Origin of the sequence: Streptomyces sp. XH2, assembly GCF_049725035.1 — a bacterium.
In the GTDB taxonomy this organism is placed as follows: Bacteria; Actinomycetota; Actinomycetes; order Streptomycetales; family Streptomycetaceae; genus Streptomyces; species Streptomyces roseoverticillatus.
In genome coordinates, this window is sequence record NZ_JBMMMZ010000030.1 from 1 (window position 1) to 24,865 (window position 24,865).

The window sequence follows — 24,865 nt, forward strand, 5'->3', positions numbered from 1 at the left end:
TGCCGGACCCGCACGTCGTGGTTGCTCGCCGCTGCGGCGGGCGTTTTCTTCCGCCGCGGCGGCGCTGAGCCACGACGAGGCAGGCCGGCGGTGCCGGACCGGCCGGGCCCGTAGGGCGACGCCGTGGCGGGCACGTTCCTTCCGCCGCGGCGGCGCTCAGCCACCACGTGACGGTCCGGCGGTGCCGGACCGGCCGCAGCGCCGGAGCAGCGCCGTCAGGCCGGGCGCGTCACAGATACAACCCCGCATCCGCCCCGTCGCGCGACGCCGGCACCGACGCCGGCCCACCGCCACGCCGCAAGGCGAACAGCTCGGCGAGCGTCGCCCCCTCGCGACCGACGCCCTCCTCCGTGCCCAGCCAGGACACCGCCTCCCCGCGGTTCAGCGGGCCGACCTCGATCCGGGCCAGGCAGCGGCCCGGCCGCACGACAGCGGGGTGCAGCCGCTCCAGGTCCTCGTTGGTGGTGACGCCGACGAGGACGTTGCGGCCCTGCCCGAGCAGCCCGTCCGTGAGGTTCAGCAGCCGGGACAGGGCCTGCCCCGCCGTGTGCTTGGCCTCGCCGCGGATCAGCTCGTCGCAGTCCTCCAGGAGCAGCAGCCGCCAGCGGCCCTTGGAGCTGCCGTCGTCCTCGCCGATGGCGATGTCCATCAGATAGCCGACGTCGTTGAACAGCCGCTCGGGGTCCAGCACGCAGTCCACCTGGCACCAGTCCCGCCACGACCGCGCGAGCGTGCGCAGCGCGGACGTCTTGCCGGTGCCGGGCGGGCCGTGCAGGAGCAGCAGCCGCCCGGCGATGTCGTCCGGGGTGACCTTCATCAGCCGGTCCATGGCGTCGGCGACCCGCGCCGTGTAGTTGGGCCGGACCTCCTCCCACGTGCCGGCGGAGATCTGCCGCGTCGTGCGGTGCGGGCCGCGCCGCGGCGAGACGTACCAGAAGCCCATGGTCACGTGCTCCGGCTGCGGCTCCGGCTCGTCCTCCGCGCCCTCGACGGCCTGGCCGAGCACCTTCCTGGCCAGCTCGTCGGTGGTGGCCGTGACCGACACGTCGGCCCCCCGGTTCCAGCGGGAGACGAGCAGCGTCCAGCCGTCGCCCTCGGCGAGGGTCGCGCTGCGGTCGTCGTCCCGCGCGGAGCGCACCACGCGGCCCGCCGGCGGGAGCAGGGTGGCCCCGGACTTGACGCGGTCCACGGAGTGGCTGTGCGCGTACGGCTGCTCTCCGGTGGCGAACCGGCCCAGGAAGAGGGCGTCGATGACGTCGGACGGCGAGTCGCTGTCGTCCACGTTCAACCGGATCGGCAGCGATTTCTCGGTCGGCGTGAAGTCCGGGTCGGTGGGCAGGGCCTGCCTCCTGGCGCTGGGTCGGCGGTCGGCACACATGCGCCCCATGATCCGGCACCGCGGCCCCTTGCGCACACAGGTTTTCGCTCGATTCCCGGAGGAATCCGGGCCTCTTCACGCCGGGTCCGCGACCGGAACCACGACACCTGCCCATGTTCGTCCGGAACGCACCCACGGAGATCTGGCCGCGGATACGCTTGCCGGTGATGGGACGACGTGGCGCAGTTCGGACGTTTCGGCGGGCGGGGCGGTGGCGGTTCGCCGTGCTGGTCGCGGCCGGCGCGCTCGTGCTGGCCGCGCTGCTCGTCCTGTGGGCGACGAGCCGGGAGACCGGCGGTGACCTCTCCGACGGCTCCGGCGGCGACCGTTCCGCGGCCGTGGAGCTCGGCTGGGGATTCACCCACACCCAGTACAGCGCCGACCGCGGCGACGACAGCGCCCGCCGGACCACGGCCGGGCTCCTCTCGGCCGGCCCCATGCCGCAGAACCAGCACATCATGGGCTGGGGCGTCGACAACCCCGAGCCCAGGCCCGGCACGTACAACTTCGGCGACCTCGACCGGCGCGTCGCCTTCATGCGGAAGACCAACGCGACGCCCGTGCTCACCCTGTGCTGCGCGCCCGACTGGATGAAGGGCGGCGGCGAGCGCACCGACTGGTCGCAGAAGTCGCTGGAGAAGGCGCCCGACCGCGCCCACTACCAGGACTTCGCCAAGCTCGCCGGCGTCATCGCCAAGCGCTATCCGGACATCCGGCACTTCATCGTCTGGAACGAGTTCAAGGGCTTCTACGACGAGCGCAAGGGCCGCTGGAACTACGAGGGCTACACGGAGCTGTACAACCTCGTCTACGCGGAGCTGAAGAAACAGAACAGCGCCAACGTCGTCGGCGGCCCGTACGTCAGCATGGACAGCAATCCGCCCGGCTCCTCCTCCAACGCCTCGTCCCTGCGCGGGCCCTGGGGCTTGGTCGACCAGCGGGCGGTCGACGCCCTCACATACTGGAACGCCCACAAGAAGGGCGCCGACTTCCTCGTGGTCGACGGCGCCAGCTACACCCGCGAGGGCAGCAGGCTCTTCCCCGACGAGTTCGCCGCGACCGCCAAGTTCGCCGACGTGACCACCTGGCTGCGCAGGACCACCAACCTGCCCGTCTGGTGGGCCGAGTGGTACGTGGAGCCCGCCGACGCCAACGACGACCGCAAGCTCTGGACCGAGCCGCACCGCCTCGCCGTGCACGCCACGGCCATGATGCACCTCGCCCGGGCGGGCGCCTCCGCGGCCTTCTACTGGAACCCCGAGGAGACCGGCGCCGACTGCCCCGGCTGCCTGTGGCGCAGCACCGAACTGAAGGGCGGCGGGGGCGGCCTGCCGATGCTGGACCTGCTGACCCGCTTCGGCAAGGCCTTCCCGCCCGGCGCGGAGCTGCGCACCCCGGACGTCACGGGGGAGAACCGCGACGCCGTCAGCGCCCTCGCCGCGGGCAGCACCGTCCTCGTGGTCAACACGCAGGACCGCCGGCTGACCGTCGAGGTCGACGGCAAGCCGGTGGACCTGGCCCCCAACGAGATCCGCTGGGCCGGCTGAACCGGCCCGGCGGCTGCGGCACCGGCTACGACATGGTCGCGAAGCGGTGGACCAGCGACGCCAGCAGGACCAGCAGCAGCGGCAGTGCGAACCAGTAGGAGCCCTGCAGCCAGCGCAGCTGCCGCACACCCGGCCGGGCCATCACCCGCACCATCTCCCGCGCCGTCAGCAGCACCAGCAGCGCCACCGCCGCCAGCGCGCCGACCACCGACACGGGCGTCCACGTCACCCGCGGGCCCGCCGGGCCCGGCCTGGGCTGCGGCGCCTCCCCGGCGGGCTTCTGCTTCAGCTCGTACAGCACGGCGTCCTCGTTCCAGAACACCCGGCGCAGCTCCGCCCGGCCGTCGAGCGCCTGCCGCACCCGGCCGTCCCAGCCGGCCGCATAGCCCGCGTCGAGCTGGAGGTACACCGACTGGCCGCGGTTGACGATCAGATACGCGTTCGGGCCCGCCTTGCGGAGCGCGGTGACCAGCTCGTCCACGCGGGCCGGATCGCGCGGGGCGAGCATCGCGTCGTACTGCACCCGCTCCATGTCCTTGGCGCCCCACGGCATGGCCGGAGTGACGTTCTTCGACGGGTCGCTGCTCATCCACAGCAGCCGTACGGTCGGCTTGTCGTGCGCGTACACGAAGTCCATCGCGGCGACCTCGCCGGGCCGCACCCGTTCGAAGGGCTCGTTCCCCCAGCGGGCCACCAGGAAGCCGAAGACCAGGACCAGGCCCGCCAGCAGCGCCGCCAGCGGCGCGACGAGCGGGCGGCCGGGGCCCTCGGCGGCGCGCGGGAACAGCGCGAGCGCCGCCAGGATGCACGCGCCCGGCAGCGCGAACAGGAACACCCGCAGGGCCACCTCGCCGCCGTACGACTGCATGCCGAAGGCCAGGAACGGCACGGCGGTCAGCACCAGCAGCGCCACGTCGCCGATCCCGGCACGGCGCCGGCGCCACCAGCCGATCGCGGCGAAGGCCAGCACCCCGCCCGCGAACAGCACCCGCGTGTAGAGCACCAGCTTGTGGACCGGGCTGCCGCCCTCGATCCGGCCCGAGACCGACGAGGAGACATTGCCGCCCAGGGACCCCAGGCCGCCGAAGAGCTCGTCGAAGTGGCCCGACCAGTACGGCTCCGCCAGGAAGCCCACCCACACCACCAGCATCACGCCGCACAGCAGCGGCAGGCCGCGCAGCGTCGAACGGCGGGTGACGACCAGGGCGGTCAGCACGCCCAGCATCACGAACGGCGTCAGCTGGTGGCTGGCCACCGACGCCGCGAACAGCGCGACCACCACCGCCAGCAGCGCGCCCTGCGCCCGCCGGCCGGCCGGCAGCGGCTCCGTCTCGCCCGGGACCAGCGTGCCGCGCAGCTGCCGCGGCCAGCGGAACCACACCAGCAGCACCGCGGCGAACAGCAGGTAGAAGAAGTAGTTGAGCGCCTGCGGGGAGAAGTAGTCCTGCCCGACCCAGCCGCACAGCACGAACAGCCAGGCCGCCGTCCACTTCGCCCGCCACCCCGCGCGCACGGCGCGCAGCAGCAGCGCGAGCGGCGCCAGGCACAGCAGCTGGATCGCCGTCGGCCACCAGCGCAGCACCTCCGTCAGGTCGCTCACGCCGGCGACCTTCGCGGCGAACGCCATCAGGGCGAAGAACCCCGGCCAGCTCCAGCGCGCGTCCAGATCCGGGGCCGCCACCCCCGTGCGGTCGATGAAGTCCAGGAAGCCCAGGTGCTGCCAGGCCGTCGCGAAGCGCGGCTGCGTCTCCAGCACCGCCGGCAGGGCGTGCAGGCACACCACCGTCAGCACCAGGACGGCCGTGAGCAGCAGGCGCCGCTGGCCGTCCAGGCACAGGGCCGCCACGAACGCGCCGATCAGCAGGGCCGCCCCGGCCAGCGTGGCCACGGGCAGCACGGAGATCAGGCCGAGCCCGCCCATCCGGTCCAGCATCGCCTCGCCGGCGCCCGCCAGCGGCGCCCAGTACAGCGCGAGGGCCGCCGCCAGCAGCAGCCAGACCGCCACCTCCGGGCGGCGCCACCACGGCGGCGGCCCCGGGGGAGCGGTGGCCTTCTCCCGGTCGGCCGGCTCCTGGTCGGTGGCCTTCTCCCGCGCGGCCGGCGTCACGGACCGGCCGGACGCGGCCGGGGAGACGGAGTGGGACACGACGACTGCCTCCGGGGTGTGCCGGAGATCAGGGCGCCTCTCCAAGTGGTCGAAGTCCAGCCGCACGCCCAGCGGCATCGTGTCCGCGTCGAGCGCGGCGCGCAGCGCCCAGCGGGTGCCGTAGCTGCCGCTGTCTCTCTCCCCGGGCCCCTCTTCGCCCTCACCCCCTAAGCCACGGGTGAGGCCGTGCCGCATCCCGCGCCGGACGCCGAGCGGCTCGGTGCGCGGGGCGTCCCGCCGGTCGCCGCGTGCCGCCAGGTCGGCCAGATCGCCGTCCGGGGCGACGTCGGGGGCGTACGCGGCGGGCGCGGGCCGGGCGCCGCGCAGGATCCGGCGGAGCTTGACCGCCGAGATGGACACGATGACCGCCAGACTGCTGATCTCGGCCACCCCCGCACCCGTGAGCCCCATGCGCGGCAGGAGCAGCAGCGTCAGCCCCAGCACCAGCACGCACAGCAGCCCCTGGAGGTAGGCCAGCCCGGCCGTCCGGCTCTGGGCGCGCAGCACCGCGAAATAGACCTCCATCACCACGCGCAGCGCCGCCCCCACCGCGAACCAGCGCAGCAGCGGCGTGGCCGCGTGGGCGTACCCGGGGCCGAAGACGCCCAGGATGTACGGCGCGAGGAAGAACAGCAGCAGACAGACCGGCACCATGATCGTGGCCATCCGGCGCAGCGCCGCCCGGCAGTTCTCCGCGAGCCGCGCCGGGTCGTGCGAGCCCTCCACGGTCAGCGACGCGCCCATGTTGATCGCGAGCAGGTTGACCGTGCCGCCGATGGTGGTGGTGATGTAGAAGTACGCGTTGTCCTCGGAGCTGACCTGCGAGGCGATGATCACCGGCACGAGGTAGACCACGGCCAGGGAGAACAGCGAGCCCGTGTAGTCCCCGGCGAGGAAACGGCCCATCTCGCGGTACGAGGCGGGCCGCGCCGTCGCCTCCGTGGCCGCGACGTGCCGGGGCACGAGCCGGCGGAAGACCAGCCAGCCCAGCGGCAGCACCGACACGGCGATCGAGACCACCCACGACACGAACACGCCGGAGGTGGGCAGCGTCGCCGCGAGCCCCACCAGCAGGGCCAGCTTCACCGCCGAGAAGACGGTGTTGCCCACGGGCACCCACAGCGCCCGGCGCAGGCCGGTGAGCACCCCGTCCTGCAGGGTGAGCAGCGACCAGGCGATGACGGCGGCGATGAAGCCCAGGCCGTTGAGGGAGCCGTGCAGGAAGCGGTACGAGGGCCCCCACGACCCCAGGGTGAGCAGGAAGATCCCCGCCGCGAGTGCGACGATCAGCGAACTGCCCGCGTACGTACGGAAGACGAGTCTGCCCGTCGTCCGCCCGGCGACCGGGATGAACCGCGCCAGCCCCCCGGTCAGGGTCACCGCGGTGAGCCCCGCGAGGAGCTTCATCGCGGCGATGGCCGCCGAGCCCTGACCGACCGCCCCCTCCGTGTAGTACCGGGCGGCGATCAGCCAGTACCCGAGACCGAGGACGGCGCTGATGCCCGTGTTGAGCATCAGCGCGAAGGCGTTGCGGAACAGCGGGCTTCCGCCGCCCCGCCCCGGCAGCCGCAGCCTGCGGCCGGCCGGCCCCTCCGTCTCCCGCTCCTCGGTTCGGGTGGACGTGTCAGACACGGGTTTCGCTTGCCTTCCTGACGACCTGTCGGGTTCTGCGGTAGAGGGCGTACCCCTTGGTGAGCGTCCGGTCCCGGGCGAAGATCCGCCCCACCCCCCGGCCCTCGACGAGCCGCTCGAACTCGGCCATCCCCGTCGAGCGCCGCACCGTCACCCGCTCCAGGGCGTACGGGCCCTGGGGGCGGGCGGCCAGGCCGTTGCCCACGGCCAGGGAGATGCCGAAGCCCGCCGCACGCACGATGCGCCGCACCCGCCGGCTGGAGTAGCCGTAGGGATAGGCGAAGGAGACCGGCGCCCGCCCCAGCTCCGTGGCCAGTATCTCGCGGCACCGCAGCACCTCGAACCACAGCTGGTCGTCCGGGAGTTGGTCGAGCTGCGGGTGGGTGTGGCTGTGCCCGCCGATCTCCACCCCCGACGCCGCGAGCTCCCGCACCTGCCCCCAGCTCAGCATCAGGTCGAGCGCGCCCCCGGTCTCGTGCGCACCGCGGAGCCAGCCCGTGGAGGCGAAGAGCGTGGCGCTGAAACGGTGCTCCACCAGCGTGGGCAGGGCGTGCCGGTGCACGCCCTCGTAGCCGTCGTCGAAGGTGATCAGCACCGGCTTCCGGGGCAGCCCGGAGCCGGCCCGCCACGCCTTCGCGAGCTCCTCGGTCGTCATCGGGTGGAACCCGCGGTCGGCGAGGAGCCGCATCTGCCGCGCGAACGCGTGCGGCGAGACCGACAGGCCGTAGGTGGCGCGCGCGGGAGCGTGCGCCACCGCGTGATACATCAGTATCGGGACCCGGCTCGCGCTCATGCGCCCGCCTCCTCTGCCGGTCTGAGTCCGGCCGGCTCCGAAGCCGCCGCCACCGCGTAGCGCCCGCCGCGCCGCCGGGCCCGGAGCGTGCCGACCGCGTAGCCCCCGGCCGCGGCCGTCACCCCGGCCACGATCGCCCCGGCCCGCGCCGCACCGCCGGGCCGGCCCAGCAGGGCGTCGCGCAGCCCCCGCGCGACCCCGGCGGGCAGCACCCGCGTGGTGTAGCGGCGCTCCGACGCCAGCCCCTCCTGCGCCCCCACGCTCCGCGCCACCAGGGCCTTGGACAGGCCCTCGGCGTACGAGCGGGTCCACAGATAGCCGAAGCGCTCGCGGGCCGCGGGCACCCGGTGGTGGATGACCGAACGGTCGTCGATCAGCAGGACCGCCCCGGGCACGGCCCGGGTCAGCCGGATGCACAGCTCCGTCTCCTCGCAGCCGAGCGGCAGCCGGTCGCCGTCGCGGCCGATGCCGCTGGCGAATCCGCCGGCCAGCTCGAAGGCCGACCGGCGGAAGGAGGCGTTGCCCCCGAGGACGTTGCGGACGCGCACCTTGCCGGGCGGCAGCCCCCGGTACGTGCAGCCGACGGCCCAGTCGAACTCCTCGGGGAACCAGGCGGGCCGCCGCCGGGACTCCCACACCGGCTGGGTGCGGCCGCCCACGGCCATCACCCGGGGGTCGGCGTAGGCCTCGGCGAAGTGCCGCAGCCAGTCGCGCTCGGCGACGGCGTCGTCGTCGAGGAAGGCGATGATCTCGCCGGACGAGGCCGCGATGCCGGTGTTGCGGCCGGCGGACAGGCCGCGGGGGCCCGCGTTGGCGAGCACCCGCACCCCGTCCCCGGCGCAGCCGTCGTCCCCGTACCGCTTGGCGAGCCGCCGCAGCAGGGCCGGATTGTGGTCCACGACCACCAGGATCTCCAGAGCCGGCCGGGACTGCGCGCGGACCGAGGCCACCGAGGCGACGATGTCGTCCCAGCGGTCCTCGGTGTAGACGCAGATGACCACCGAGACGTCGGGTCCGGTGGCCGGGCCGGCGCCGTCCGCGGCGCCGGCCGGGGAGCCGTGCGGGGAAGCAGTGGTGGTCAAGACACTTCCCCACGGTTGGCGGCGGGCGCGATGGCCGGCCGCTGCGGACGGCGGCGCCGGGTGCCGCGCTCCTGCAGGATCACTTTCAGCACGCGCAGCCCGTCCCGCACGGCCCGCAGATTGCTGGCGCCGTGGATGCGGACGAACTCATGGCTGGGAATCTCCTGGACGCGAAGGCCCGCTTTGACGACTCTGATGTTCATCAGGGTCTCGACCTCGAAGCCGGCGCAGTCGAGGGCGATGTCGTCCAGGCAGTGCTTCCAGAAGGCGTTGTAGCCGTAGCACAGGTCGGTGTAGCGGGCGCCGAACTTGTGGTTGACGATCGAGCACAGCACGCGGTTGCCGAGCTTGCGGATCGGCGTCATGTCGTCCGTGCCGCCGCCGTTGGCGAACCGCGAGCCCTTGGCGAAGTCCGCACCGCCGACGAGGGCGGACACATAGCTCACGATCTCGCTGCCGTCGGCGGAGCCGTCCGCGTCGACCATCACGATGATGTCGCCCGTGCAGGCGGCGAAGCCCGTGATCAGGGCGTCGCCCTTGCCCTTGCCGAGCTGCTGGACCACCTTCACGTCGGGCCACAGCTCCCGGGCGACCTCGATGGTGTCGTCCGTGGAGTTGCCGTCGACCAGGACGACCTCGTGGATCCACTCCGGAAGGGTCTTGAAGACGTACGGGAGGTTCTCCGCCTCGTTCATGGCGGGGATGACGACGCTCACCGGTGGAGCTATGGCGAAGTGCGTCGTCACCGGGCGGTAATGGGCGGCGACCAGGCCCTCCTGATCAGCCGCCGGGCGCAGGAAAGAACTCATGACTCGGATGTCCCTCTCGTCCGGTGGACCGCCCGCCCCGAGCGGTCCGGTGGCGTATCCGGTTCGAAAAGGGGGTACTCACCCCGCCCTGACGGCACCCATCGCCGCATGGGCCGGGTGAGCTGGCAACGGTTGCTGGCCGCGCGGTTAACGCGACTCGGCGACTCTGATCAGCCGGACGCGGCACCCCCCACCGCGCCCCGCCCCGGGCACCATCGCGACGCTTGCCCTCCCCTTGAGCCGCTTTGCATGATGGGCCGATGCGGGTGGATGTACGACGGTATTGATGGTTGAGACTGTATGGCAAGAGCTGGTGCGGTGACTCCTCCTTTGGGTGTTTTTTGGGCCCAACTCGTGTGCTGTGTTGACGCTTTGCGCCGCTGACGGCGCGCGTGGGCCGCAGTGCGCCGTCAGTCCCCCTGGCGCAACCTGCCCACGCGCTTGAGCAGCCGGTCGGCGGGCTCGAAGAGCTCGGGCCGGGACAGCACCGTGTTGCGCAGGGCCCGCACCGGCGCACGCCGGGCGCGGTGCCCCAGCGCCACCGGGTGCCGGCGCGTCACCCACCCCTCCGACACGCAGAGCTCGCGCGTCTTGAGCGAGTTCTTGTACTCCTTCTCGCCCCGCCCGAGGTCGAGGTAGGCCAGCCCCGCCGCGGCCGCCCCCTCCGCCATCCGCAGGTGCAGCACGAGGCCCGGCGAGTACTTGGCGAACGCCGGGTCGTACGACGGGAACCAGCAGGCGAGCACCTGCCGCGACCGCAGCCCGAAGTGGGCCGCGACCGGCCGCCCCCCGGCGTACAGCACCGACAGCAGGCCTGCGAAGGACTCCGTCCTGGTGTGGAAGAGCTGCTCGACCAGGCGCGCTATCCAGGGGCGCGCGAACCGGTCGCTGCGCCCCGTTCTTCGGTACTGCGCGGACTTCCAGGAGATCAGCGTCCGCAGCGCCTCCGGGTCGCGCTCGTCGTGCACGTACCGCACCTCGCCGATGTCGCGGCCGAGCCGGCGCTCCTTGGCGAGCGTGGTGCGGGTGAACTTCGGCGACTGCTTGCGCAGGACCGCCAGATACGGCTCGAAGCCCTGCTCGACGTCGACCACGGGCGACCGGTAGGACCCCGAGGCGCCTGCCTCGAACGGCTTCTGACCCTCCACCAGGTGATCGAACTCCCACACCGACAGCCCGCAGGCGTGCAGCAGCTCACGGGCGTCCCACTGGAAGCCGGGCCGGTGGATGAGCCCCTGGGCGTCCGAGACGCCGAGGCCGATCGCCCGGCCCACCCCGAGGGCGGAACGCTGGTACGGGAAGAAGCCGACGGGCTCGCCGTCCTCGCGCACCACCGCGATCCGCGCCCCGGCCCGGCACCGGCCGACCGCGAGGGCGAACTCGGGTGCGAGGAAAGGATTCGCAAGCTGCGGAGAGCCGTCCTCCACGGCCCTGGACTGCAGGGCGGACCAGGCCGCCCGGTCGGCCGCGGTGAGCTCGCCGGGCCGGTACACGCTGATGTTCACGTCAGGAAGCCCGACTTTTCGCGGTGCGGCCCCGGTGGCGCCGCACGTGTGCCAGCAGGAACAGGAGGAGGCTGACGGCCGCGATCACGGCGACGCCACCCCGCACCGTCCAGGCATGGAGCGCGAGCATGGTCTGTGCGACCAGCATGTCGACGGCGACGGCCCCGCCGGCCGCCACCACGGACCTGCTGAGCGGATCGAGGCCGCGCAGCGCCGCCCCCACGGCGCAGGCCGGCGCGACGAGCAGGAAGAAGAGCGTGAACGGCGCGCGCAGTGGCGAGCCGATGTCGGCGAGGGCCAGCACGGCGCCGACCCCCGCGATCGCCGTGGCGGCCCCCGCCACCACGGGAAGGGAGTCCCCGGCCGGTGACGCGCCCGCGGCTGCCGGCCGGTCGGGTGCGGCCGCGGGCCCGGGGTGCTCGGCGGTGCCGGGCGGGCCGGAAGAACCGGTGCTTCCGGGCGGGCCGGACGGGCTGGAAGGAATGGACGTGCCGGATGTGCCGGGTGTGCCGGTGAGACCGGTGGGATCTGTGAAGCTCTGCATTGGCGACTTTGCCCCCCGAAGCGCCGGATGCCGAGGCTTCAATGTCGCGCAATCGGCGGAGCGACGTCAAGATGTGAAGGCCGTGCAAACAGCCTCCGGTTACCGCATCGGAACAGAACCGGAGGCTTTCGGTCAGGTGAATACTGCACGAATATGTCGGACCGTCAGATTGTCCCTTGCTGTAGGTGATTGAGCGTTCATTGGCTCACACCTTTGTCATGGACACTTCCTTGAATCGCGGACTGCTGCTACCACGGGTACGGCAGAAACCCTGGTAAAGGAGGTTCCATGAAGCTGTCCCGCCTCGCGGGTTCCCTCTCCGCGTTCGCCCTCGCCGCCGCGCTCGCCCTCACCGGAGCCGGCGCCGCCCAGGCCGCGTCCCAGGCCGCAACTCCCGGCTATGTGGCGCTCGGTGACTCCTACTCGGCCGGTCTGGGGGCCGGGAGCTACTACACGAACAGCGGGGACTGCAAGCGCAGCTCCAAGTCCTACCCCGCGCTCTGGGCGGCCGCGCACGCCCCTTCGAGCTTCGCCTTCACCGCCTGCTCGGGCGCCCGAACGGGTGATGTTCTGAGCAAGCAGCTCGGCCCGCTGAACAGCTCGACCGGCCTCGTCTCCCTCAGCATCGGAGGGAATGACGCCGGTTTCGCCGACACCATGAGCACCTGCGTCCTCAGCAGTGACAGCGCATGTCTGGACCGGATCAATCAGGCCCGCACATATGTCCAGAACACGCTTCCCGGGGAACTCGACAAGGTCTATACCGCCATCAAGGGCAGAGCCCCGGCCGCCCGCGTCGTCGTCCTCGGATATCCGCGCTTCTACAAACTCGGCACCAGCTGTACCGGCCTCAGCGAGACCAAGCGGACGGCCATCAACAGCGCCGCGGACCTGCTCAATTCCGTGATCGCCAAACGGGTCGCCGACCACGGCTTCTCCTACGGGGACGCCGCCGCCGGCTTCACCGGTCACGAGCTCTGCTCGGGCAGCCCCTGGCTGAACAGCGTGACCTTCCCGATCGACAGCTCCTACCACCCGAACGCGGCGGGCCAGGCCGGAGGCTATCTGCCGGTCTTCTCCTCAGCCGCCTGACCCGTGGTCGTAGCCGTAGCCGTAGGACGGGCCCGTCGAAGCGGAGGGCGACGGGCCCGGTGGCCGCGACGGCGACGCCGGGCCCGGCGACGACGGCTTGTCCGACGACCCGCCGGACGAGGAGCCCCGGCAGGTGACCGTGAACGACACATGGTTGGAGGTGACCCTCTGAGGATCCGTGACCTCGACGCCGATCCAGTCCTTGCCCGAGTCGCGGGGGGCCTCGAAGTGCCGCAGCACGACGGTCCTGCCGTTCGTCACGTCGACGGACTGGTCGGTGCCCACCTGCCCACTGCCGGTGATCCAGTGATAGACGAGACGGACGGGGGAGCGATCGACGGTGAACGTCACCCGGAACGCGGGGCCCGAGCTCACGGGCCGCGGCGGGCAGGGGCCCGTGTACGCGTCGCGCTCCGCCTCGACGGAGGCCCGCACCCCGGACGAGGAGCCGCCGGCGGAACCACCGGTGCCCGGGGCCGTCCCGGAAGAGCTGCCCGCCTGCCCCGCCCCCGCGTTCTTGTCCGGGGCGGCGGACGCTCCGCTGCTGCTGTCGCTGTGGCCGCTGCTCCGGGTGAAGGCCCACACCAGGCCGCCGGCCAGCAGCGCGAGCACGACGGCGGCCACCGCGAGCACCACGGCGGGGCGGCGGCGCCGCGCACCGTCACCGGCCGGCCCGGCGGGGGTTGCCCCTTCCGGCGGTCCGAAGCCGCCGCCGTGCTCCCCGGCGGGCCCCGCCGGACTGCCGGCCGGATCGTGCGGCGGGGGGTGCGCGGCAACGGTCGTGGCCTCGGGTCCGGGCGGAGCGCCCGCGCCGGGCACCGTGCCGCCCCGCGCCACCACCCGCAGCATGTCCTCCGCCTCCTCGGCGCCGAGCCGCAGGGCGGGGTCCTTGCGCAGCAGCCCTTCCAGGACGGGCGCGAGCGCCCCCGCCCGGACGGGCGCCGGGAGCTGCTGGTCCACCACGGCCCGCATGGTGGAGAGCGGGGTGTCCTGGCGGAAGGGGGAGACGCCCTCCACCGCCGCGTACAGCGTCACGCCCAGCGACCAGAGGTCGGAGGCGGGGCCCGGCGGATGCCCGAGCGCCCGCTCGGGGGCGAGGAACTCGGGGGAGCCGACCAGCTCCCCGGTCCGGGTCAGCGCCGAGCTCCCCTCGACCGTCGCGATGCCGAAGTCGGTGAGCACGACACGCCCGTCGTTGGCGAGCAGGACGTTGCCCGGTTTCACGTCGCGGTGCAGCACGCCCGCCGCGTGCGCTCCCCGGAGCGCGGAGAGCACCCCGGCGCCGATGTGCGCCGCGCGCGCCGGTGGCAGCGGGCCGTCCGTCTCCAGGACGTCGGCCAGGGAGAGGCCGCGCACCAGCTCCATCACGATCCAGGGCCGGCCCTCGTCGGAGGCCACGTCGAAGACGGTGACGACATGGGGGTGCGCGATCCGCGCGGCGGCCCTGGCCTCGCGTTCCAGCCGTACGTACAGCTGCCGGATCTCGTGGTCGAGCAGGCCCGCCGGGGCCCGCACCTCCTTGACGGCCACCTCGCGGTCGAGCACCTCGTCCCGCGCGCGCCACACCACTCCCATGCCGCCCCGGCCCAGTTGTTCCAGCAGCCGGTACCGGCCCGCCACCACCCGGCCCGGCGGCACCGCTGCCCCCTCCGGACCGCCCCCGGACATCCCGCTCATCGACGGGCCCCCTCCAGCAAGAGAGCGATTCGGGGTGAATCTACCGCAACGGAGCGTGATTGCCCCCTCTTCTGCATATCCTTGACCCGCTAACTCGCCCACAGTGACGGCAGGTTCACGCCAGCCCTGTCAACGCCCTTGACGGAGTGGTGAATCCGCCCCGCCGATGCGCGGGTGACGGAAGAGGGCGGTAGGGTTACCCTGCCTGAGCCGGGTGCCTCGTTCGGGTGGGGAGTCTCAATGGATCAGATAGCAATGCGCGGCAGGCCACGGGTGCCTGCCATCAGCTGCAACAGCGGCGCGTCCAGCGCGCGCCTCGACCGCCATCTCGCGGTGCTGGGCGGGCCTGCCGTGCCCCAGCGCGAAGTCGAGGGGGCGACCCTGCTGATGCGCGAGCTGACGACACGTGATCACGCGCGCGCCAAGCAGAGCCGGACCGCCAAGGTCTCCCTCCTCGCGCCGCTGAGACGGCTGCGCCGCTCCCTGTTCGGCAACCACGACTGAACCCCGGCCCCGAGCGCAAGCGCCCCACCGTCGACGCCGTCGGCCCTCCACCCTCTCCCCAGGGCGCGGCCGCACGGCGCCGAGGCATGCCCGGCTCCTGTTGCCGGCGTGCCGTGGTCAGGCCGTGCCGCGTGCGTACCGCCTGACCGTGAGCGGCACGAAGACCGCGAGCAGCAGCACAGCCCAGCCGGTCGCCGCCAGGACGGGGTGGGCGACCGGCCATGACGCGTCCGCGGCGGGGTGGCCGTTGCCGAAGAGCTCCCGGCAGGCGGTCGTGAGCGCGCTGATCGGATTCCACTCGGCCACCGTGCGCAGCCAGCCCGGCATGCCCTCGGTCGGCACGTAGGCGTTCGACAGCAGCGGCAGCATGAAGGTCGCTCCTGCCAGCTGGCCGGCGCTCTCCTCGTTGCCGATCACCAGGCCCAGGTAGTGGCCGAGCCAGGCCGTGACCAGCCGGAAGAGCAGCAGCAGGGCGAAGGCGCCCGCGGCGCCGGCCGCACCGCCCTCGATCCGCCAGCCGACGGCCAGTCCGCAGAGCACGAGCGGCACGAGCCCGAGCGCCGCGAGCACCACATCGGCCGCCGTCTGCCCCGCGGGAAGGGCGAAACGGCTCATGGGCAGCGTGCGGAAGCGGTCCATCACCCCGCGCTGGAGGTCCTGCGCGGAGGCCAGCATCGCCGTCATCACGCCGTTGACGGCCGTCACCGCGAACAGCCCCGGCACGAGGTACGCCCGGTAGTTCGCGCCCCCCTCCAGCGCCACTGCGCTGCCGAAGACGTAGCCGAAGAACAGCAGCATCGTGACCGGCATGGTCAGGGTGATGACGAGCAGTCCGGGCACGCGGCGCATCCGCTGCAGGTGGCGGCCGAGCACGGCCCGGGTGTCGGACAGGGCGAGCGTGTTCATGCGGCGGCCTCCCCGGCCTCGGTGCGGGTGCCGTCGCCGGCGGTCAGGTGCAGGAAGACCTCGTCCAGTGTGGGCTGCCGCAGGGCGGCGTCGACGACGGGGACGCCCGCCGCGTCGAGCTCGCGCACGAGGTGAGGGAGCGTCAGGTCCGGGTCGGTGGTGACCGCGGCGGCCGAGCGCCGTGCCGGGTCGAGGGCCGGCCGGCCGCCCGTGAGCCGGGCCAGGACGGCCGCCGCGCCCGCGAGCGCGGCCTCCTCCGCGACGACCACCTCGGTGCGGGCGCCGAGCCGGGCCTTGAGCTGCGCGGGCGTGCCCCGTACGGCCGCCCGCCCGTCGTCGACGAGCACGACCTCGTCGGCCAACTGATCGGCCTCCTCCAGGTATTGCGTCGTGAGCAGCACGGTGGTGCCGTGCTCGGTCAGCTCGCGGACGGCGTCCCAGATGGCGCCGCGGCTCGCCGGGTCGAGGCCGGTCGTCGGCTCGTCGAGGAAGAGCACGCGGGGCTTGGTCAGCACGCTCGCGGCGAGGTCGAGGCGGCGGCGCATGCCGCCGGAGTAGGTGCGGGCCGGGCGGTCCGCGGCGTCCGCGAGGCCGAAGTGGTCCAGCAGGACGTCGGCGCGGGCGCGGGCCGTGGCGCGGCCGAGCCGGTGCAGGCGGGCGAAGAGCCGCAGGTTCTCGCGGCCCGTCAGGTCGGCGTCCACGGATGTCGACTGCCCGGTGACGCCGATCGCGCGGCGCACCTCCCGGGGGGCGCGGAGCACGTCGTGCCCGGCGACCCGCGCCGTTCCCGCGTCGGGGGCGATGAGGGTGGTCAGGAGGCGGACGGCGGTGGTCTTGCCCGCCCCGTTGCGTCCGAGGAGCCCGCAGACGGTGCCCTCGGGCACGGCGAGGTCCAGCCCGCGCAGCGCGTGCACGGCGCCGAAGCGCTTCTCCAGCCCCTCACTAAGTACAGCGTACGTAGTCATGGCCGTGACCCTACCCCACTACGTACGCCGTACGTAACTAGGATGGTGGCGAGGTGATGATCCATGGCAGCCAGCGGCCGGACGGCCCGCCCCGAGGTGATCTGGGCCCGCCCCGAGCGTGCGGCCCGCGGCCCGCGGCCCGCGCACACCCGCGCGGAGATCGCGGCGGCGGCGGTGCGCGTCGCGGACGCGGAGGGGGCCGACGGCGTCTCGATGCGCCGCGTGGCGGCCGAGATCGGCTGCGGCACGATGTCGCTCTACAACTACGTCCCGCGCAAGGAGGACCTGTACGAGCTGATGGTCGACGCCGTCAGCGCCGAGTACGACCTCTCCGCGGAGCCGTCGGGCGACTGGCGGGCGGACACCCTCGCCCTCGCCGCGCAGACCCGCGCCCTGATGCACCGCCATCCCTGGCTGCCGCGGCTGATGTCGCCCGCCCACGGCTTCAGCCCGAACGCCCTGCGGTACCTGGAGCACTTCCTGTGGGTGCTGGAGCCCCTCGACGCCGCCGGGGGCACCAAGATGGAGCTCGTCTCGATGGTCAACGGCGTCGTCTCCACCTACGTGGTCAACGAGCTCTCCGAGGCCGAGCGCGCCCGCACCTCGCCCTTCCCGCCGGGCCAGGAGCACGCCGCGCGCATGGCCCTGCTGGCGCGCGAGCTCTCGCGCGGCGACCACCCGCGCCTGGCCGCCGTCCTCGGCGCGGGCTTCGCCGCCGTGGACCTCGACGCGCAGTTCGCGCGCACGCTCGGCCGGCTGCTCGACGGCTTCGACCCGGCGCGCGTCAGTCCGCCGCCGGGTCCGTCCGCTCCTCCGTCCCCAGCGCGTCCTCCGTCTCCAGCGTGACGGTGAAGGAGAACCGGTCGCCGCGGTAGCGGATCCGGGCCACGTCCACCACCCGGCCCGACTCGTCGTACGTCACGCCCGTGTAGTGCAGGATCGGGCTCAGCAGCGGCACCTGCAGCAGCCGCGCCGTCTCCGGGTCGGCGAGCCGGGCCTCGACCGTGTCCGTGATCCGGCTGATCCGGACGCCCACGGCGTCCCGCAGCACCTTCGTCATCGGCCAGCGGGCCAGGTCCGCCACGTCGATGCGGCCGGCGACCTCGGGGCGGACCAGGTTCTCCGCCCAGTTCGTCGGCTCGCCCGACTCCCCGTCGCAGCGCAGCCGCCGGAAGACCACCGCCTCCGCCAGGCCGGGGAAGTGGCCGGCCAGCTCCGCCGGGACGGGGGCGGGCCCGTGGTCCAGCACGGTCGTCCGCTCGCCGGACTGCTGCGCCACGATCGCGTCCACCGAGCCGAGCAGCCGCACGGGGGAGCCGCGCCGTGCGCTCGGCTCGATGAAGGTGCCGCGTCGCCGGTGCCGGCTGATCAGCCCTTCCTCCTCCAGCTCCTTCAGCGCCTGCCGCATGGTCAGGACGCTCACGCCGTAGTGCTCGGCGAGGGCGTCCTCGGTGGGCAGGCGCAGCGGGTCGTCCGGGCAGCGCCCGAGTATCGAGGCCCGCAGCGACTGCGACACCTGGTACCAGAGCGGCAGCTTGCGGTTGAGCGCGAGGGAGTCGGGGGCGAAGGTGGTCACGGGGAGCTCCGCGGGCGTCAGCGACGGAAGTGGCGCTGCAGACCCTGCCACACGCCGTCGTAGCCCGTCTGCAGGTGGTCGGCGGCGGTCGCCTGCGCGGTGAGCGTCACCGGCCAGCGCGTCTCGAACATGAAGGCCAGCCCGTCGTCCACCTTCTGCGGCTTCAGTTCGGCCGCGCTCGCCTTCTCGAAGGTGTCCCGGTCGGGCCCGTGCGCCGACATCATGTTGTGCAGCGACCCGCCGCCCGGCACGAAGCCGCCCTCGCCGGCGGTCTTCGCGTCGTACGCGCCCTCGATCAGGCCCATGTACTCGCTCATCACGTTCCGGTGGAAGTACGGCGGCCGGAAGGTGTCCTCGCCCACGAGCCAGCGCGGCGCGAAGACGACGAAGTCGACGCCCGCCAGCCCCGGGGTGTCCGACGGCGACGTGAGCACCGTGAAGATCGACGGGTCCGGGTGGTCGTAGCTGATCGAGCCGATGACGTTGAAGCGGCGCAGGTCGTAGACGTACGGGACGAGGTTGCCGTGCCAGGCGACCACGTCCAGCGGCGAGTGGTCGTACGTCGCCGTCCAGAGGTTCCCGCAGAACTTGCTGACCACCTCGACGGGGCCTTCGGTGTCCTCGTAGGCGGCGACCGGGGCGAGGAAGTCGCGCGCGTTCGCCAGCCCGTTCGCCCCGATCGGCCCCAGCTCGGGCAGGACGAACGGCTGCCCGTAGTTCTCGCAGACGTAGCCGCGGGCGGTGGCGTCGAGGAGCTCGACGCGGAAGCGCACCCCGCGCGGGATCAGGGCCACGTGCCCCGGCTCGGCGCGCAGCAGCCCGAACTCCGTGCGCAGCAGCAGCCCGCCGCGCTCGGGCACGATCAGCAGCTCGCCGTCGGCGTCGCTGAACACCCGGTCGGTCATGGAGGCGTTCGCGGCGTAGAGGTGGACGGCCATGCCGGTGCGCTGCGTGACGTCGCCGTTGCCGCCGAGCGTCCACAGGCCGGCGAGGAAGTCCGTGCCCCCGGCCGGCTCGGGCAGCGGGTTCCAGCGCAGCCGGTTGGGGTCGGGCACGGCGTCGGTGAACGGCGCGCTCGCCAGGTGGCCGTTGCCGGTGCGGGTGAACTGCGGATGCGCGGCGGAGGGCCGGATGCGGTAGAGCCACGACCGGCGGTTGCTGTGCCGGGGCTCGGTGAAGGCCGTGCCGCTCAGCTGCTCCGCGTACAGCCCGAGCGGGGCCCGCTGCGGGGAGTTGCGCCCGTCGGGCAGCGCCCCCGGAACGGCCTCGCTGCTGTGCTCGTTGCCGAAACCGGCCGAGTAGGCGAGCCCCTCGGCGGTCTTCCGCGCCTGCTCGTTGCCCGTACCGCTCATCGCGTGCTCCCAGCGCCGATGGATTCCTATGGGAGACCGTAGGATTCCCGGCGGGGCGCGTCAATGGATCAGCCCGGGAAACGCGCCGGACCTGCCCGCGGAACGAGCGCCCTACTTCTTCGCGTACCCCACCATGCGCAGCGCCAGGTCCGCGTACAGCTCGCCCACCTCGTCCGGCGTGCGCTTGCCCTCCGCGTTGAACCAGCGGGCCACGTCGATGCACAGGGACAGCACGGCCAGCGTGGTCCCCGGGACGTCCGGGGTGTCGAACTCGCCCGCCGCCACGCCGTCCTCCACGATGGCGCGGACGGCGGCGTCGGTGTCCCGGCGCAGGGCGACGATCTCCGCGTAGTGCTCCTCGGCGAGCGCCCCCAGCTCGTACTGCACGACGCGCGCCGTCGTGTGGTGCTCGGCGTGCCAGCGGACGAAGGACCGCACGGCCTCGGAAAGCCGGTCGGCCGGACCGCCCGCGGAGTCCCGCGCCCGGCGCAGGATGTCGAGGGCGAGCCGGTGGCCGACGATGCTGATGCGGTAGAGCAGCTCTTCCTTCGTCTTGTAGTGGATGTAGAGCGCGGCGGGGCTCATGCCCGCCCGTCCCGCGATGTCGCGGGTGGTGGTGGCGTGGTAGCCGCGCTCGGCGAAGGCCTCGACGGCGGCGGTCACCAGCCGCCGCGCGGCATCGGGCGTGACGTCGGCCCACTGCCCGCCCCGCTGCCCCTCCGCACCCATCCCACGCCCCGCTCTCCCGGCCCGCCCCGGGCCCTGCGCCCGCGGAACGAACACCATACCCCGGGGTGAGCGGGCGCTTAGGAAGCCGTGGAGGAGCCCCGGCCACCGGTTCCGGCCACCGGTCCCGGGCGCCACGGGCGGCCGCGCGCCGCTACGGCCGCAGCGCCCGCATCAGCAGATCGGCCAGGTGACCGGCCACCTGCTGCGCGCTCAGCCTGCCCTCCGCCCGGTACCAGGCGCCCAGGTGGTGGACCGAGCCGAAGTGGTAGTCGACCACCAGATCGGCGGGGGTGGCCGCGGAGAACACGCCGGTGCGCTGGCCCTCCTCGACCAGGGCCCGGAAGCGCTCGTGGTAGCGGCGCCGCTCCGCCCGGACCTGCGCGAGCTTCTCGGGGCCCAGGTGGTGCATGGAGCGGAAGAAGATCGTCGTGTCGTCGAGGTTCTCGATGGTGGTGACCACGACGTCGGCCGCGGCCTCGCGCAGCCGCTTCTCGACGGGTGCCCGCGAGCCCGCGAAGGCGTCCAGCCGCTCCTGCTGCAGCCGCAGCACCCGCCCGTAGACCTCGTGCAGCAGGTCGTCCTTCGAGCCGAAGTAGTGGTAGAGGGCGCCCTTCGTGACGCCCGCGGCCTCCACGATCTCCTGGACGGACGTGCGGTCGTAGCCCCGGTCGGCGAAGAGCCGGGTGGCGGCGGCAAGGAGCCGCTGCGGCACGGGTTCGCCGTCCGGCGCGGTGTTCACGGCGCTTCCCCCGGCCGCGCGCGCGTCGCTCACAGGTCCTCTTCCAGCTTGCGCTGGAGGTGGTTCATGCCGCGCAGCCAGCGGTCGGGGTCGGTCGCGCGGGCCGCGTAGTAGTCCGCGACCTCCGGGTGCGGCAGGATCAGGAAGCGGCCCGCGGCCATCCCGTCGAAGAGCGCGTCCGCCACCTGCGCCGGCTCGATCGCGGTGGGCACGAGGATCAGGTCCCCGGCCGGGCCCGTGCCGCGCAGCATGTCCGTCCGCACGCCCTGCGGGCAGATGGCGTGGACCTCGATGCCGCAGTGGCGGTAGGTGAGCGAGAGCCACTCGGCGAAGGCCAGGGCCGCGTGCTTGGAGACGCTGTACGGGGCCGAGCCGAGCATCGTGAGCAGCCCGGCCGCGGAGACCGTGGACACGAACCGGCCGCTGCCGCGGTCGAGCCACTCGGGCAGCAGCTTGCGCGCCGCGCGCACGTGGGCCATGACGTTGACGTCCCAGGCGGTCTCCCAGAGGTCCTCCTCGGCCTCCGGGCCGCCGGCGGGGGCGACCCCGGCGTTGGCGCAGTAGACGTCGACGCGGCCGCCGAGCGCCTCGCGGGCGGCCGGCACGATGTCGGAGGCGTCGCCGGGCACGGCCGTCGCGCCGATCTCCGCCGCGACCGCCTCGGCCTTGGCGGCGTCGAGGTCGTTGACCGCGACCCGCGCCCCCTCGGCCGCGAACCGGCGGGCGAGCGCGGCCCCGATGCCGCCTCCCGCTCCGGTGACGACGACTCCCGCGTCCCGCACGATGCCCACGCTCGGTCTCCCTCGGCTCGGCTGCACCGCGCAGACTAACCAGTCGGTATGTGCCGGGGGAAGAGGCCGCGAACGCGCCCGGAGGCACGCCCTCCGACATTCTCCCGGCCGGGCCGCCGGAGCGTTAGCGTGCATGACCATGCGGCACTCTTCCGGGGGACGCACCCCGAACGCACGGCATGTGACGCGGCGCCGGGTGCTGGGCGCGGCGGCCGCGGGCGCCCTCGCCGGCCCCGCCGCCGCACCCGCGCCGGCCGCGTCCGCCCCGCGCGTCCGCACCGCCTTCGACCGGCTGGCGGACAGCGGCTACGCCCTGCTCGCCGGGGACCGCGTCGGCGTCGTCACCAACCCCACGGGCGTCACCGCAGGCCTCCGGCACGTGGTGGACGTCCTGCACGAGGACCGGCGCGTGGACCTCCGCGCGGTCTTCGGCCCCGAACACGGCTTCCGCGGCACGGCACAGGCCGGCGGCTCGGAGCCCACGGGCACGGACCCGGCGACCGGCCTCCCGGTCCACGACATCCACGGCAAGCGCGGCCGCGCGCTCGCGGACCTGTTCGGCCGCGCCGGCGTGGACACCGTCGTGTTCGACATCCAGGACGTCGGCGCGCGCTTCTCCACGTACGTGTGGACGCTGTACGACTGCCTGATCGCCGCGGCGCTCGCGGGCCTGCGGACCGTGGTCCTGGACCGGCCCGACCCGGTCACGGGCCGCGGCGCGCACGGCCCGGTCCTGGAGCGCTCCCTGGCCTCCGGCGTGGGCCGCGAGCCGATCGCGCAGGCGCACGGCATGACCGTCGCCGAGCTGGCGCTGCTGTTCAACGCGGCGTACGTGCCGGCGGCGGCCGGGCGGCCCGCGCGGCTGGACACCGTCCCCATGAGCGGCTGGCGGCGCGACGCCCTCTTCGGCGACACCGGGCTGCCGTGGGTCCCGCCCAGCCCCAACATGCCCACGCCGGGCACCGCCCTCGCGTACGCGGGCACCTGCCTGCTGGAAGGCACGAACCTGTCCGAAGGACGCGGCACGACGCTCCCGTTCGAATACGTGGGCGCCGAGGGCGTCGACGGCCGCTGGGCGGACGCCCTGAACGCCCTGGAGCTGCCCGGCGTGCGCTTCCGGGAGGCGTACGCGGTGCCCGCCTTCTCCAAGTTCCAGGGGCGCACCACCGGCGGGGTGCAGCTGCACGTGCACGACCCCCGGGCCTTCCAGCCCGTACGGACGGGCATCGCGCTGCTGGTGACGGCGAGACAGGTGTGGCCGGGCTTCGCGTGGCGCCCGGACCGGTGGATCGACCGGCTCGCGGGGACCGCGTCCGTCCGGACCATGACCGATGCGGGCGCGCCCGTGGACGACATCGTGGCGGCCTGGCAGCCCGGGCTGGAGGACTTCCGGGCCCTGCGCGAGGAACACCTGCTCTACGACTGACCGCACGGCCGCCGAGGCCTTCCCCGGCCGAACTCCTGGCCCCCTGACGAAGCCCTGATCAGCGGTACGCACGGTTCCCGGCCCCGGAAGCGTGAACGGCGTGACGGGAGTCTGGACAGTCACTCCCGGCAGCGGGACGATGCGCCGGCACCGGGCTGCTCAAGGGGGAACGCCATGTCCGGCATGAGTGCGGAACCGTACTGGGAGCTGACGTTCGACGCCGACGGGGACGCCGACGCGACCGAGCGCGACGCCCTGATACGCGGCGCCGTGAGCGCGGGCCTCACCGACCTCGTGGTGTTCGCGCACGGGTGGAACAACGACAGGCCGATGGCCACGGCCCTCTACTCCCGCTTCTACGCGCCCTTCCCCGGCCTGGTCGCCCGCGCGCCCGGCGTCCGCATGGGCTACGCGGGCGTGATCTGGCCGTCGATGCGCTTCCCGGGCGAGGCCGTCCCCGACTTCCCGTCGGCGGCCCCCGAGGCGCCGCCCGCCCCGCCCGTCCTCGACGCCGCCACCCGCGAGGCCCTCGTCAGGATCCTGCCGTGCGAGCGGGCCGTGATGGACCGGCTCGCGGAGCTGGCCGCGGAGCAGTCCGAGGACCCCGTGCGCCTGGAGGAGTTCGTCTCCCTCGTCCGCGGCCTCGCCCCCGCGCCGCCGCACGGGCTCGCGGCCGCGGACGCCGGCGAGGACGACGCCTCCTACCTGCTCACGGGCGACGCCCGGCAGGTGTGCGAGAGCTTCGCCGCCGCCCTGGACCGCATGGGCGCACTGCCGCCCGCCTTCCTCGGCGGAGCCCTGAAGCGGCTGTGGGGCGGCGCCCTCGAAGTGCTCCGGCAGATGTCGTACTACACGATGAAGCGGCGCGCGGGCGTCGTCGGCGAGAAGGGCCTCGGGCCCGCGCTCGCCCTGCTCGCCGAATCCGCCACCGGGCTGCGCGTCCACCTGGCCGGGCACAGCTTCGGCGCCCGCCTCGTGTCCTTCGCGCTGCGCGCGCTGCCCGACGACGGCACCGCCCTGGGCGGCGTCACCCTCCTCCAGGGAGCCTTCTCGCACTACGCCTTCGCGTCCCGCCTGCCGTTCGACACCGGCCGCGGCGGGGCGCTCGACGGGCTGCACCGGCGGATCCGCGGGCCGCTGGTGGCCTGCCACTCGCGCCACGACTCCGCCCTGGGCACCCTCTATCCCCTCGCGTCCATGATGTCCCGCGAGGACGACGGCATTCTCGGCCTCGACGACGGCCGGTGGGGCGCCGTCGGCCACAACGGCATCCGGGCCGTGGACCCCAGCGCCCGGATCACCCTGGACGAGGCGCTGCATGGCGCCCTGCCCACTGAGGGGTGCGTGAGCGTGGACGCCTCGTCGGTGGTCGCCCGCGGCGGCCCCCCGTCGGGCGCCCACAGCGACATCTGCCACGAGGAGCTGGCCCGCGTCATCCTCCACGCCGGCCGGGTCCTGCCGGCCGGGCCGTGAGCCGTGCCCACCGGACCGGCCCGAACGAGCCGGGGCCTATGAGCCGGGCCGACTGAACCGAGCCGAATGGACCGGGTTCCACATCCCGGCGCGACTTCGGGGTAGCAGAGCGGAGTCGGCCGCACACCGCGGCCGAGGGATCCGAATGGCGATGAGTTACGTCCCTTCCATGTCGATCCGAGTCCGCGCTGTCGGAGGT

21 protein-coding genes are annotated in these 24,865 nt (G+C 73.7%); 6 read left to right on the plus strand and 15 right to left on the minus strand.

Annotation, left to right across the window (positions count from 1 at the left end):
- Positions 1-229: 229 nt before the first annotated feature.
- Complete coding sequence (locus ACOTKD_RS37575; RefSeq protein WP_424893506.1) at positions 230-1,378, minus strand: DUF5925 domain-containing protein; 1,149 nt, start codon at positions 1,376-1,378, stop codon at positions 230-232.
- Positions 1,379-1,545: 167 nt separating this feature from the next.
- Here ACOTKD_RS37575 and ACOTKD_RS37580 point away from each other — a divergent pair, with 167 nt between their 5' ends.
- Complete coding sequence (locus tag ACOTKD_RS37580) at positions 1,546-2,925, plus strand: xylan 1,4-beta-xylosidase (protein WP_424893507.1); 1,380 nt, start codon at positions 1,546-1,548, stop codon at positions 2,923-2,925.
- A 25-nt stretch (positions 2,926-2,950) separates the two neighbouring features.
- Here ACOTKD_RS37580 and ACOTKD_RS37585 read toward each other — a convergent pair whose 3' ends face one another.
- The 6 genes from ACOTKD_RS37585 to ACOTKD_RS37610 form a co-directional block, all read right to left on the minus strand.
- Positions 2,951-6,703: a lipopolysaccharide biosynthesis protein gene (locus tag ACOTKD_RS37585; protein ID WP_424893508.1), complete on the minus strand. Its 3,753-nt coding sequence runs from the start codon at positions 6,701-6,703 to the stop codon at positions 2,951-2,953.
- Positions 6,696-7,496: a polysaccharide deacetylase family protein gene (locus ACOTKD_RS37590; protein ID WP_424893509.1), complete on the minus strand. Its 801-nt coding sequence runs from the start codon at positions 7,494-7,496 to the stop codon at positions 6,696-6,698. The genes ACOTKD_RS37585 and ACOTKD_RS37590 overlap by 8 nt, the downstream gene beginning before the upstream one ends.
- Positions 7,493-8,497 (minus strand): glycosyltransferase family 2 protein, encoded by a 1,005-nt coding sequence (locus ACOTKD_RS37595; RefSeq protein WP_424893537.1) that lies wholly within the window; start codon positions 8,495-8,497, stop codon positions 7,493-7,495. Before ACOTKD_RS37595 ends, ACOTKD_RS37590 begins: the two co-directional genes overlap by 4 nt.
- A gap of 77 nt (positions 8,498-8,574) precedes the next feature.
- The gene (locus tag ACOTKD_RS37600; protein WP_106680652.1) at positions 8,575-9,387 is read right to left on the minus strand and encodes a glycosyltransferase family 2 protein; all 813 of its coding nucleotides are present in this window, start codon (positions 9,385-9,387) and stop codon (positions 8,575-8,577) included.
- Between the two features lie 410 nt (positions 9,388-9,797).
- Entirely contained in the window at positions 9,798-10,892 is a 1,095-nt protein-coding gene (locus tag ACOTKD_RS37605; RefSeq protein ID WP_424893510.1) for a GNAT family N-acetyltransferase, read from the minus strand.
- Position 10,893: 1 nt separating this feature from the next.
- Complete coding sequence (locus ACOTKD_RS37610) at positions 10,894-11,436, minus strand: hypothetical protein (RefSeq protein WP_424893511.1); 543 nt, start codon at positions 11,434-11,436, stop codon at positions 10,894-10,896.
- Between the two features lie 288 nt (positions 11,437-11,724).
- On the opposite strand from ACOTKD_RS37610, the gene ACOTKD_RS37615 reads away from it, so the two are divergent.
- On the plus strand, positions 11,725-12,528 hold the full coding sequence (locus ACOTKD_RS37615) for an SGNH/GDSL hydrolase family protein (RefSeq protein ID WP_424893512.1): 804 nt from the start codon (positions 11,725-11,727) through the stop codon (positions 12,526-12,528).
- On the opposite strand, the gene ACOTKD_RS37620 is transcribed toward ACOTKD_RS37615, so the two are convergent.
- Positions 12,517-14,205: a serine/threonine-protein kinase gene (locus ACOTKD_RS37620; RefSeq protein ID WP_424893513.1), complete on the minus strand. Its 1,689-nt coding sequence runs from the start codon at positions 14,203-14,205 to the stop codon at positions 12,517-12,519. The genes ACOTKD_RS37615 and ACOTKD_RS37620 overlap by 12 nt on opposite strands.
- A 240-nt stretch (positions 14,206-14,445) precedes the next feature.
- Between ACOTKD_RS37620 and ACOTKD_RS37625 the strand changes: the two genes are divergently transcribed.
- The gene (locus ACOTKD_RS37625; protein WP_043189731.1) at positions 14,446-14,709 is read left to right on the plus strand and encodes a hypothetical protein; all 264 of its coding nucleotides are present in this window, start codon (positions 14,446-14,448) and stop codon (positions 14,707-14,709) included.
- Between the two features lie 117 nt (positions 14,710-14,826).
- Here the strand turns inward: ACOTKD_RS37625 and ACOTKD_RS37630 are convergent, their stop codons facing one another.
- Together ACOTKD_RS37630 and ACOTKD_RS37635 are read right to left on the minus strand one after the other, a co-directional pair.
- Entirely contained in the window at positions 14,827-15,615 is a 789-nt protein-coding gene (locus ACOTKD_RS37630) for an ABC transporter permease (RefSeq protein WP_424893514.1), read from the minus strand.
- Positions 15,612-16,580 carry an ATP-binding cassette domain-containing protein gene (locus tag ACOTKD_RS37635; protein ID WP_424893515.1) on the minus strand — a complete coding sequence of 323 codons (969 nt, stop codon included), beginning with the start codon at positions 16,578-16,580 and terminating at the stop codon, positions 15,612-15,614. The genes ACOTKD_RS37630 and ACOTKD_RS37635 overlap by 4 nt, the downstream gene beginning before the upstream one ends.
- Before the next feature lie 63 nt (positions 16,581-16,643).
- Between ACOTKD_RS37635 and ACOTKD_RS37640 the strand changes: the two genes are divergently transcribed.
- Entirely contained in the window at positions 16,644-17,426 is a 783-nt protein-coding gene (locus tag ACOTKD_RS37640; protein WP_424893516.1) for a TetR/AcrR family transcriptional regulator C-terminal domain-containing protein, read from the plus strand.
- On the opposite strand, the gene ACOTKD_RS37645 is transcribed toward ACOTKD_RS37640, so the two are convergent.
- From ACOTKD_RS37645 to ACOTKD_RS37665, 5 genes are all read right to left on the minus strand, one after another.
- Positions 17,365-18,156 (minus strand): GntR family transcriptional regulator, encoded by a 792-nt coding sequence (locus tag ACOTKD_RS37645; RefSeq protein ID WP_424893517.1) that lies wholly within the window; start codon positions 18,154-18,156, stop codon positions 17,365-17,367. The genes ACOTKD_RS37640 and ACOTKD_RS37645 overlap by 62 nt on opposite strands.
- 17 nt (positions 18,157-18,173) lie before the next feature.
- Complete coding sequence (gene hmgA, locus ACOTKD_RS37650) at positions 18,174-19,508, minus strand: homogentisate 1,2-dioxygenase (RefSeq protein WP_424893518.1); 1,335 nt, start codon at positions 19,506-19,508, stop codon at positions 18,174-18,176.
- Between the two features lie 111 nt (positions 19,509-19,619).
- Positions 19,620-20,237: a TetR/AcrR family transcriptional regulator gene (locus tag ACOTKD_RS37655; protein ID WP_424893519.1), complete on the minus strand. Its 618-nt coding sequence runs from the start codon at positions 20,235-20,237 to the stop codon at positions 19,620-19,622.
- Positions 20,238-20,388: 151 nt separating this feature from the next.
- Positions 20,389-20,976 (minus strand): TetR/AcrR family transcriptional regulator, encoded by a 588-nt coding sequence (locus ACOTKD_RS37660; protein ID WP_424893538.1) that lies wholly within the window; start codon positions 20,974-20,976, stop codon positions 20,389-20,391.
- 29 nt (positions 20,977-21,005) lie between these two features.
- Positions 21,006-21,767: an SDR family oxidoreductase gene (locus ACOTKD_RS37665; RefSeq protein WP_424893520.1), complete on the minus strand. Its 762-nt coding sequence runs from the start codon at positions 21,765-21,767 to the stop codon at positions 21,006-21,008.
- Between the two features lie 139 nt (positions 21,768-21,906).
- Here ACOTKD_RS37665 and ACOTKD_RS37670 point away from each other — a divergent pair, with 139 nt between their 5' ends.
- Both ACOTKD_RS37670 and ACOTKD_RS37675 read left to right on the plus strand, forming a co-directional pair.
- Positions 21,907-23,193 (plus strand): exo-beta-N-acetylmuramidase NamZ family protein, encoded by a 1,287-nt coding sequence (locus ACOTKD_RS37670; RefSeq protein ID WP_424893521.1) that lies wholly within the window; start codon positions 21,907-21,909, stop codon positions 23,191-23,193.
- Positions 23,194-23,367: 174 nt separating this feature from the next.
- Positions 23,368-24,666 carry a serine-threonine protein kinase gene (locus ACOTKD_RS37675; RefSeq protein WP_424893522.1) on the plus strand — a complete coding sequence of 433 codons (1,299 nt, stop codon included), beginning with the start codon at positions 23,368-23,370 and terminating at the stop codon, positions 24,664-24,666.
- Positions 24,667-24,865 lie beyond the last annotated feature (199 nt).

Excerpts from the sequence above, each read along its gene's own strand:
- ACOTKD_RS37575 (WP_424893506.1), bottom strand. The coding sequence starts at position 1,378 with ATGTGTGCCGACCGCCGACCCAGCGCCAGGAGGCAGGCCCTGCCCACC.
- ACOTKD_RS37580 (WP_424893507.1), top strand. The coding sequence starts at position 1,546 with ATGGGACGACGTGGCGCAGTTCGGACGTTTCGGCGGGCGGGGCGGTGG.
- ACOTKD_RS37590 (WP_424893509.1), bottom strand. The coding sequence starts at position 7,496 with ATGAGCGCGAGCCGGGTCCCGATACTGATGTATCACGCGGTGGCGCAC.
- ACOTKD_RS37600 (WP_106680652.1), bottom strand. The coding sequence starts at position 9,387 with ATGAGTTCTTTCCTGCGCCCGGCGGCTGATCAGGAGGGCCTGGTCGCC.
- ACOTKD_RS37610 (WP_424893511.1), bottom strand. The coding sequence starts at position 11,436 with ATGCAGAGCTTCACAGATCCCACCGGTCTCACCGGCACACCCGGCACA.
- ACOTKD_RS37615 (WP_424893512.1), top strand. The coding sequence starts at position 11,725 with ATGAAGCTGTCCCGCCTCGCGGGTTCCCTCTCCGCGTTCGCCCTCGCC.
- ACOTKD_RS37620 (WP_424893513.1), bottom strand. The coding sequence starts at position 14,205 with ATGAGCGGGATGTCCGGGGGCGGTCCGGAGGGGGCAGCGGTGCCGCCG.
- ACOTKD_RS37625 (WP_043189731.1), top strand. The coding sequence starts at position 14,446 with ATGGATCAGATAGCAATGCGCGGCAGGCCACGGGTGCCTGCCATCAGC.
- ACOTKD_RS37630 (WP_424893514.1), bottom strand. The coding sequence starts at position 15,615 with ATGAACACGCTCGCCCTGTCCGACACCCGGGCCGTGCTCGGCCGCCAC.
- ACOTKD_RS37635 (WP_424893515.1), bottom strand. The coding sequence starts at position 16,580 with ATGACTACGTACGCTGTACTTAGTGAGGGGCTGGAGAAGCGCTTCGGC.
- ACOTKD_RS37640 (WP_424893516.1), top strand. The coding sequence starts at position 16,644 with ATGGCAGCCAGCGGCCGGACGGCCCGCCCCGAGGTGATCTGGGCCCGC.
- hmgA (WP_424893518.1), bottom strand. The coding sequence starts at position 19,508 with ATGAGCGGTACGGGCAACGAGCAGGCGCGGAAGACCGCCGAGGGGCTC.
- ACOTKD_RS37655 (WP_424893519.1), bottom strand. The coding sequence starts at position 20,237 with ATGGGTGCGGAGGGGCAGCGGGGCGGGCAGTGGGCCGACGTCACGCCC.
- ACOTKD_RS37670 (WP_424893521.1), top strand. The coding sequence starts at position 21,907 with ATGCGGCACTCTTCCGGGGGACGCACCCCGAACGCACGGCATGTGACG.
- ACOTKD_RS37675 (WP_424893522.1), top strand. The coding sequence starts at position 23,368 with ATGTCCGGCATGAGTGCGGAACCGTACTGGGAGCTGACGTTCGACGCC.